This is a genomic window from Streptomyces altiplanensis, from assembly GCF_053591575.1.
The window spans coordinates 19,316-27,470 of the sequence record NZ_JBSFUB010000095.1 but is presented as its reverse complement, the minus strand read 5'-3'; the positions used below and the strand labels follow the sequence as shown (position 1 = coordinate 27,470).

The 8,155-nt window shown below is 73.9% G+C and carries 7 protein-coding genes and 1 pseudogene; 1 reads left to right on the top strand and 7 read right to left on the bottom strand.

Annotated features, from left to right (window positions below):
• The 3 genes and pseudogenes from ACWD0Y_RS29595 to ACWD0Y_RS29585 all read right to left on the bottom strand — a co-directional run.
• Window positions 1–236, bottom strand: a pseudogene (locus tag ACWD0Y_RS29595) (hypothetical protein); the annotation flags it as partial.
• Between the two features lie 113 nt (window positions 237–349).
• Window positions 350–1,006: a leucine efflux protein LeuE gene (leuE, locus tag ACWD0Y_RS29590; protein WP_450263382.1), complete on the bottom strand. Its 657-nt coding sequence runs from the start codon at window positions 1,004–1,006 to the stop codon at window positions 350–352.
• A gap of 87 nt (window positions 1,007–1,093) precedes the next feature.
• The gene (locus ACWD0Y_RS29585; protein WP_450263381.1) at window positions 1,094–2,674 is read right to left on the bottom strand and encodes an acyl-CoA mutase large subunit family protein; all 1,581 of its coding nucleotides are present in this window, start codon (window positions 2,672–2,674) and stop codon (window positions 1,094–1,096) included.
• Between the two features lie 210 nt (window positions 2,675–2,884).
• On the opposite strand from ACWD0Y_RS29585, the gene ACWD0Y_RS29580 reads away from it, so the two are divergent.
• Window positions 2,885–3,820 (top strand): L,D-transpeptidase family protein, encoded by a 936-nt coding sequence (locus ACWD0Y_RS29580; RefSeq protein WP_450263380.1) that lies wholly within the window; start codon window positions 2,885–2,887, stop codon window positions 3,818–3,820.
• 190 nt (window positions 3,821–4,010) lie between these two features.
• Here the strand turns inward: ACWD0Y_RS29580 and ACWD0Y_RS29575 are convergent, their stop codons facing one another.
• The 4 genes from ACWD0Y_RS29575 to ACWD0Y_RS29560 all read right to left on the bottom strand — a co-directional run bounded on the left by ACWD0Y_RS29575 (window position 4,011) and on the right by ACWD0Y_RS29560 (window position 7,909).
• Window positions 4,011–5,165: a hypothetical protein gene (locus ACWD0Y_RS29575; protein WP_450263379.1), complete on the bottom strand. Its 1,155-nt coding sequence runs from the start codon at window positions 5,163–5,165 to the stop codon at window positions 4,011–4,013.
• The gene (locus ACWD0Y_RS29570) at window positions 5,165–5,884 is read right to left on the bottom strand and encodes an RNA polymerase sigma factor (RefSeq protein WP_450263378.1); all 720 of its coding nucleotides are present in this window, start codon (window positions 5,882–5,884) and stop codon (window positions 5,165–5,167) included. The genes ACWD0Y_RS29575 and ACWD0Y_RS29570 overlap by 1 nt, the downstream gene beginning before the upstream one ends.
• A 343-nt stretch (window positions 5,885–6,227) precedes the next feature.
• Window positions 6,228–7,214, bottom strand: a complete 987-nt coding sequence (locus tag ACWD0Y_RS29565) for a hypothetical protein (RefSeq protein WP_450263377.1) — start codon at window positions 7,212–7,214, stop codon at window positions 6,228–6,230.
• 62 nt (window positions 7,215–7,276) lie between these two features.
• Window positions 7,277–7,909: an RNA polymerase sigma factor gene (locus ACWD0Y_RS29560; RefSeq protein WP_450263376.1), complete on the bottom strand. Its 633-nt coding sequence runs from the start codon at window positions 7,907–7,909 to the stop codon at window positions 7,277–7,279.
• Between the last annotated feature and the right edge of the window lie 246 nt (window positions 7,910–8,155).

The window sequence follows — 8,155 nt, the reverse complement described above, 5'->3', positions numbered from 1 at the left end:
CAACTGGCTGCCGGAGAGTCGGAGTTCCAGCCCCGTTTGCGAACCGGTCTCTGTCGCGCGTCGGCGGCGACTCCGCCGCCGTTCCCCTCGACGGTCTGCTTGACGATCACGCGCCCGCCGCCGCGCACGTCCACCCGCCACACCCGTGAACGCGGACTGCTGTCCAGCAGGGCGGCGCGTTCCGGCGTGCCGGCCAGGGAGCGCAAGGTGTCACTGAGCGGCACGGTGTCGGTCATGGCGGCCAGCGTAGGGACGCCGGCCGGTCGCCGCCATCGGGTATCCGGTCCGCGCGACGGTACGGGACGCGGGTGACGGCGTGCCGCCGGCCCGGCCGGCGCGTGACGCGTGCTCAGACGCTGCTGACCGACAGCTTCGCCGCGAAGCCCAGGAACAGGACGCCCGCCGCCGAGGTCGCGCCCGCCGACAGGCGCCTGCGGCGGCGGAAGACGGCGGCCAGGTGGGTGCCGCCGAAGATCAGGGCGGACAGGTAGAGCACGCTCGCGAGCTGGGCCAGGGCGCCGAGCAGGACGAAGGAGAGGGCGGGGTGGGCGTACGCCGGGTCGACGAACTGCACGAAGAAGGAGATGAAGAAGAGGATCGCCTTCGGGTTGAGCAGGCTGATCACGAGCGCGCGCCGGTACGGGCGCTCGGCGGCCGGCGCCGCCTCGACGACGGCCGTGTCGTCGTCCGTACGCGTGTTCCGCGTGCGCCACATCGACCAGGCCGCGCGCATCATCCCGATCGCCAGCCAGGTCAGATAGCCGGCGCCCGCGTACTTCACGATGCCGAACAGCAGCGCGTTCGCCTGGAGCAGCGACGCCACACCGGCCGCGGACAGCACCATGAGCACGGCGTCGCCGCACCAGACGCCCGCGGCGGCCCTGTAGCCCGTGCGTACGCCGCGGCGCGCGGCGACGGACAGGACGTAGAGGGAGTTCGGTCCCGGCAGAAGAATGATCAGTACGAGCCCGACGAGGTAGGTCGGCAGATCGGTTACACCCAGCATGGGCGGAGTGTCGCACGCGCCCGCGACACTCCGCCTCCGCGTTTCACATGCCAGGCAAGCCGGTCACGCGTGAGGGACGCACCCGCCTCAGAACGCGTCGGTGGGAACGTACGCCCCCCACACCTCCCGCAGCGCGTTGCAGACCTCCCCCACCGTCGCCCGTGCCCGCAGCGCGTCCTTCATCGGGTACAGGACGTTGTCCGTGCCCTCCGCCGCCTTCTTCAGCTCCACCAGCGCCGCGTCCACCGCCGCCTGGTCGCGCTCCGCGCGCAGCTTCGCCAGCCGCTCCGCCTGCTGGGCCTCGATCGCGGGGTCGACGCGCAGCGGCTCGTACGGCTCCTCCTCCTCCAGCTGGAAACGGTTCACGCCGACCACGACGCGCTCGCCGCCGTCCGTCTCCAGCGCGATGCGGTACGCGCTGCGCTCGATCTCGTTCTTCTGGAAGCCGCGCTCGATCGCGCTGACCGCGCCGCCCATGTCCTCGACCTTCGCCATCAGTTCGAGGGCGGCGGCCTCGACGTCGTCCGTCATCTTCTCGATGACGTACGAGCCGGCGAAGGGGTCGACGGTGGCCGTGACGTCCGTCTCGTACGCGAGGACCTGCTGTGTGCGCAGGGCCAGGCGGGCGGACTTGTCGGTGGGGAGGGCGATCGCCTCGTCGAAGGAGTTGGTGTGCAGGGACTGGGTTCCGCCGAGGACGGCGGCCAGACCCTGGACGGCGACGCGCACCAGGTTGACCTCGGGCTGCTGCGCGGTGAGCTGCACGCCCGCCGTCTGCGTGTGGAAGCGCAGCATCAGCGACTTCGGGTTCTTCGCGCCGAACTCGTCGCGCATCACCTTCGCCCAGATCCGGCGCGCGGCGCGGAACTTGGCGACCTCTTCGAGGATGGTGGTGCGCGAGACGAAGAAGAAGGAGAGGCGGGGCGCGAAGTCGTCGACGTCCATGCCGGCCGCGACGGCGGTGCGGACGTACTCGATGCCGTCGGCGAGCGTGAACGCGATCTCCTGCGCGGGCGAGGCGCCGGCCTCGGCCATGTGGTAGCCGGAGATCGAGATCGTGTTCCACTTCGGGATCTCGGCCTTGCAGTACTTGAAGATGTCCGCGATCAGGCGCAGGGACGGCTTGGGCGGGAAGATGTACGTCCCGCGCGCGATGTACTCCTTGAGGACGTCGTTCTGGATCGTGCCGGTCAGCTTGCCGGCCGGCACGCCCTGCTCCTCGCCCACCAGCTGGTACATCAGCAGGAGGAGGGCCGCGGGCGCGTTGATCGTCATCGACGTCGAGACCTTGTCCAGCGGGATGCCGCCGAACAGGACGCGCATGTCGTCGATCGAGTCGATCGCGACGCCGACCTTGCCGACCTCGCCGCTCGCGATCGCCGCGTCGGAGTCGTGGCCCATCTGGGTCGGCAGGTCGAAGGCGACCGACAGGCCCATCGTGCCGTTGGCGATCAGCTGCTTGTAGCGGGCGTTGGACTCGGTGGCGGTGCCGAAGCCCGCGTACTGGCGCATCGTCCAGGGCCGGCCGGTGTACATCGACGGGTACACACCGCGCGTGAAGGGGTACGAACCGGGCTCGCCCAGCTTCTCCCGGGCGTCCCAGCCTTCCAGGGCGTCCGGTCCGTACACCGGCTCAATAGGCAGTCCCGACTCCGACTCGCGCGCCATCTGCTGTGCCTTCCACTGAACGTACTGGCTGGTAATGAACCGACCCTCGCGACGGACTGTAGCGGTGGGCGTGCGGCGGGTGGAGGGCCGCAGGCTGGGACCTTGCTCACAACGCCGCTCCGCTTCGCTCTTCCATGATGCGGGGGCTTTCGCAACCGGGCAGAGCGGGAAACACTCCCTGGGGACATACGAGATGCCCGGGGGGCGGGGATGGACGAGAAGCAGCGGAACAGCAGGGCCGTGCGCAGAGCGGTGGCACTGGCGGCGACCGCGGTCGTGGCCGTGACGACGGGATGCACGGCGCAGGCGAGCGGGGTGGGGGCGGGTCCGGCGGTGACGGCCGGCGGGGTGACGAAGCCGGCGGCTCCCGCGTTCGAGGCCGCCGACGCGCCTTCGGCGGAGCCTTCGCCCGACACGGCGCCGACGAAGGCTCCGCCGAAGAAACCGGCCGCCGCGCCCGCGCCGTCCAGGACCGAGGTGCCCGAGCCCCGGCCGGAAACGGAGCCGCCGGCCCCCAGGGTCCTCATGGCGAGCGGGTCCGGAGGCGGCCAGGTGCGCGAACTCCAGGCCAGGCTCCGCCAGATCGCCCACTTCAACCGCACCCCCACCGGCCACTACGGCCCGGTCACCGCCGCCGCCGTCTCGTCCTTCCAGGGCAAGCGCGGCCTGCCCCGCACGGGCACGACCGACACCGTCACCTGGGACAGGCTCCTCGGGATGACCAGGGAGCCGACGCGCTCCGAGCTGCGCCCGCCGGCCGCCGAGCCGGTCGCGAAGCCCGACCCGCGCTGCATGAAGGGACGGGTGCTGTGCATCAGCAAGACCAGCCGGACCCTGTCCTGGATGGTCGAGGGGCGGGTCGTCTCCGTGATGGACGTGCGGTTCGGCTCGCAGTACACGCCCACCCGCGAGGGGACGTTCGAGGTGTACTGGAAGTCCCGGCACCACGTCTCGACGCTGTACGACAGCCCCATGCCGTACGCCCTGTTCTTCAGCGGCGGTCAGGCCGTCCACTACTCGTCGGACTTCGCGGCCCGCGGCTACAGCGGCGCCTCGCACGGCTGCGTCAACGTCCGGGACGAGGCGAAGATCGCGAGCCTGTTCGCGCAGGTGCGGGACGGCGACAAGGTCGTCGTCTACTGGTAGCGGCAGGGGAGGAAGAAGTGGCGCGGGCGGGACCGGGGGAACGTGTCCCGCCCGCGCCTGTTGCGCGGAGCCGTAGGTACGGGGGGAACCCCGGCTCGTCGCGCTGCCGATGACCAGTCGGCTCACTCTTTACTGCGTCATGTGGTGGAAAAACGTCACACCCCTGCGAGCATGGCGGGAAAACCGCAGGTCAGCGCAGTTGCGGCGAGAGGGCCACGGTGATGGACGGGGCGAGTGCCGGGGGCTCCGGGGGCGCCGGCCGGGTGAAGGAGACCTGCGGCACGGAGCCGCGGATCCCGTCACGGACCCCTCGGCCGCCGTCGGCACTGTGACCGCCGGAACCGCCGTTCCTGTCGCCGCCGGAACCGCCGCCGGCGTCGCCGCCGGAACCGCCGTCTCCGTGGCCCTCGCCCGCACCGTCGCCGTTTCCGCCGCCGGCGCCTCCGGCCCCGGCCGCCCCGGTCACTCCGTCGGCGCCCTTCAGCAGGCGGTCGCAGAACCGCTCCACCCGGTCGGCGCCCTTGGCCGCCGCCTCCAGGCGCCGCTCGCGGTCGGGGGCGAGGTCGCCGGTGCGGTAGTCCCGGCAGGCCTTGGCCGTCTTGCGGTACCAGTCGCCGGAACCGGGGCCGGGACCGGAACCGGGTCCTGGGCCGGAGCTGTCGCCCGTTCCCGGTGCGGCCCCGGCCGAGCCCGGGTCGGTGGTGGGTGCGCCGGCGTCCGGTCCGGGAGAGGGCCCGTGCGTACCGTCGCTTTCGCCGTCGCTCCCGCCGTCGCCGTCGCCGTCCCGCTCCGCGCCGCCGGTCCCGCTGCCGGGCGTCCCGTCCGCGCCGCCGGAGATGCCGGGAATGCCGGGGACGCCCGGCGCGGGCCCGCCGGGGACGCCCGGTCCGCCGTCGGCGGCCCCGGGGTCGGCCGGGTGCGGTGTCGCGGCCGCGGACACGGAGGACGCGGGCGCCGGGTCCGTGTCATGCCCGAAGGGGCCCGGCAGTACGCCGGTGCCCGCCGCCACCGCCACGCCGCCGAGCGCGACACCGGCGAGCGCCCCGGCCAGCCCGATGCGCACGGGACGCCCCCAGCGCACGGGGGCGGGCGCCCTGCGTCCGCCGCGTACCGTGGAGAAGACCTCGGGGGATGCCGCCCTGGCCTTGCGGAACGCCGCCAACGCGGCTGTCTCGCCCGGGAGTTCACCACTCTCGGGGCCGCCGGCCCGGGCCACCGCGTCCAGGGCGGCGGAGAGACGCTCGGCCTGGGCGCGTGCGTGGTCGCCGACAGGCCCGACGGGTTCTCCGCGCAGCAGTCGCTCCGCCGCGCCCTTGTCGAGCCACTCGTACCGCTCGTCGGCCATCACATGTCCTTCTGCGTCCGCACGCACGTATGCGTCACACCGGCGGACGTCACCCGGTCCGGTCGCGGACGTCGCTGGGACGGTACGGCGTCGAGTTCCGGCCGTCCGCCGACCGGGCCCGCAACCGTACCGCCGCCGCCTTCACGGCCCTCGCCGCTGCCGCCGACGTCCATGGCGTTCAGCAGCTCGGCCAGCCGCTTCAGCCCGCGGTGCGCGGCGGTCCGTACCGCGCCGGGACGCTTGCCCAGGGTCTGGGCCGCGCTCTTCGCGTCGAGCCCGACGACCACGCGCAGGACGACGGCCTCGGCCTGGTCCTGGGGGAGCTGGGCGATGAGGGCGAGAGCGTCGCCGGTGGCAAGGGCTTCCATCGCCTCGTCGGCGGTGTCGCAGGCGCCGGGCCTCGTGGTGAGCTCGGTCTCGTCGCCGCCGATGGCGGGGCGCCTGCCGCGCATCCGGATGTGGTCGAGGGCGCGGTTGCGCGCTATGCGCGCCGCCCAGCCCCGGAACCGGTCGGCGTCTCCGCTGAACCTGTCGAGGTCGCGGGCTATCTGGAGCCACGACTCGGAGGCGACGTCCTCGGCCTCCGGGTCGCCCACCAGCGTCCGTATGTAGCCCAACAGCCGTGGGTGCACGGCGCGGTACACAGTCCGGAAGGCGTCCTCGTCCCCGTCCTGTGCCGCGAGCACCGCGGCGGTCAGCTCCGCGTCGTCCCCCAGCACTCCCTCAACCTGTCCCGAGTCGCGGCTGGTCACCGCTGCCGCGCAGCCCCGCGCGAGTCAGCACGCTACGACGTCGCGAGGGGTCGCGTCCACGACCTGCACACCGTGCGACGGGACGCTGACAGAGAGCGGTGTGACAGAAAACGCATGCATGACGCTGAGAGAAGTACGGGCCGCCGCACGGTCCGCGGACGGCGGCCGGGGCCTCTCCTGTGGGGGGTGGCGGCCCCGGTCGTCCTTCCAGGACCGGCGGCGGCTCCACTTCGCCTTCCCGGGCCCCGGGGGGCGGCGGCCGCACACCGGCGCCGCTCACCGGCTTCCGTCGGACCGTCCACCGGACCGCTCACTGCTTGCGCGGCCCGCTCTCGCCGTTGCGCTGGGCGCCGTTTCCGCTCTGCCGGCCGCCGCCCTTGCCTTCGCTGCTGCCCTCGTCCTTGCCCGTGGACTTCGCGGGCTTTACGGGCTTTACGGGCTTTACGGGCTTCGCGGGCTTTACGGGCTGTCCGGGCTGTCCGGGCTTCGCGGGTTTCGCGGCGCCGTCGGCCGGCGGCGCCGGGGGTTCGGGCGTCCTCGGCGCCCCGGCCGCCTTCGAGGGCTTCGACGACTTCGGCGGTTTCTGCGCCTTCGAGGGCTTCGGCGCCTTCGGGGAGTCCTTGCCCGCCGCTTCCTGCCCCGGCCGCTTCCCGGCCTCCAGCACGTCTTCGCAGTACGCCTCCACCGACTGCCCGGCGGCCGCGGCGGCTGCTGCCGGACGTCCGGAAGCCGCACCGCGGCGGGAGACGGCCCCACGCCCGTCGGACGCCAGGTACGCGGCGCAGTCCTCCACCTCGTCCCGGCTCCGGGGCGGGAGCGCGGTCGCCGGGCGGGTGGCGCCGGCCGAAGGGCGGCGCTCCGCGCCTCCCGTCGCCGTGTCCCCCGCGCTCCCCCGCTCCGCACCGGGCGTCGCCGGCGCGCTGCTGTGGGTCCCCGCCGTTCCGGCGCCGGTGCCGCCGCCCGCACCACTGCCCCCGCTGCCGCCGCCGTTCCCGAACGGCGCCGGGATCGCCCCCGTGCCGGCCGCCAGCGCCATCCCGCCCAGCGTCACCGTCGCCGCGGCCGAGGCGAACGCCGCCCTGACCGGCAGCACACCGCGCCGCCGCCGGGACGGCCGCCAGTCGTCACGCCCGCGCGCCCGCCACCAGCGCCCCGGGAGGGCGTGCGCGCCGGAGTCGCGCGCCTCCCGGTACGCGGCGAGCGCCGCCTGCGCCCTCTCCTCACCACGGCGAGGCGCGGGACGGCGTACGGCGGCCAGCAACGCCTCGACCTCCGGCGTGACAGGCTCCTCGTCCACCGCTTCCCGTTCTCCGGCCCCGGTCCCGGCCGGCCGGCCCCTCGCCTGTTCCCATACCCGTCTCATGTCTCATCTTTCAGCGTGCGCGGCGCCGCAGACGTCACAGCGCCCGTCCGGCCGCCGTCCGGGGCCAGTTGCTCGGCCAGCCGCTTGAGCCCGCGGTAGGCGGAGGTCCGCACGGATCCGCTGCGCTTGCCCAGCACCCGGGCCGCCGCCGGCCCGTCGAGCCCGACGACCACCCGCAGCAGCACCGCCTCCGCCTGCTCGCGCGGCAGTGTGGCGATCATTTCCAGCGCCTGCCCGGTCGACAGTGCTTCGAGCGCGTCGTCGGCGGTGTCCCGGCCGGCGGGCAGCTCCAGTACGTCCTGTTCCAGCATCGACGTACGCGGCCTTCGCTTCAGCTTGCGCAAGTGATCGAGTGCGCGGTGGCGGGCGATCGTCGCCGTCCAGCCGCGGAATCCCGCCCCGTCGCCGCGGAACCGCCCCAGGTCGCGCGCGATCTCCAGCCATGCCTCGGACGTCACGTCCTCGGCGTCCTCCCCGACGAGCCCCCGTACGTATCCGAGCAGCCCCGGGTGCACGAGGCGGTAGGCCGCCGCGAACCCGTCCTCGTCCCCCTGCTGGGCCCGCTCGACGGCAGCGCCCAACTCCGCGTCGCACTCCTGTGTGCGATGCCGCTCCCCGCCCCTGACCACACGTCCCTCTTCGTGGTGCCGACTCGGCACTGGTCACCGTGCCCATGCCCCCCCTTGCTCTGCGCCCGGAGCCACGGAAACGTCACAGTTCCTCCGTCCGGCCCTCCGCCCGGCCCGGTTCGAACCGCCCGGCGGACCTCCCCGGCGGGACCGCGGCACCACCTCGGACGGGCTCTTCCCGGATCGGCCCGGGGCGGCTCGTCCGGCCGGGTTCGGGGACCTCGGTCCGGCCTCGCGCCACGCCGT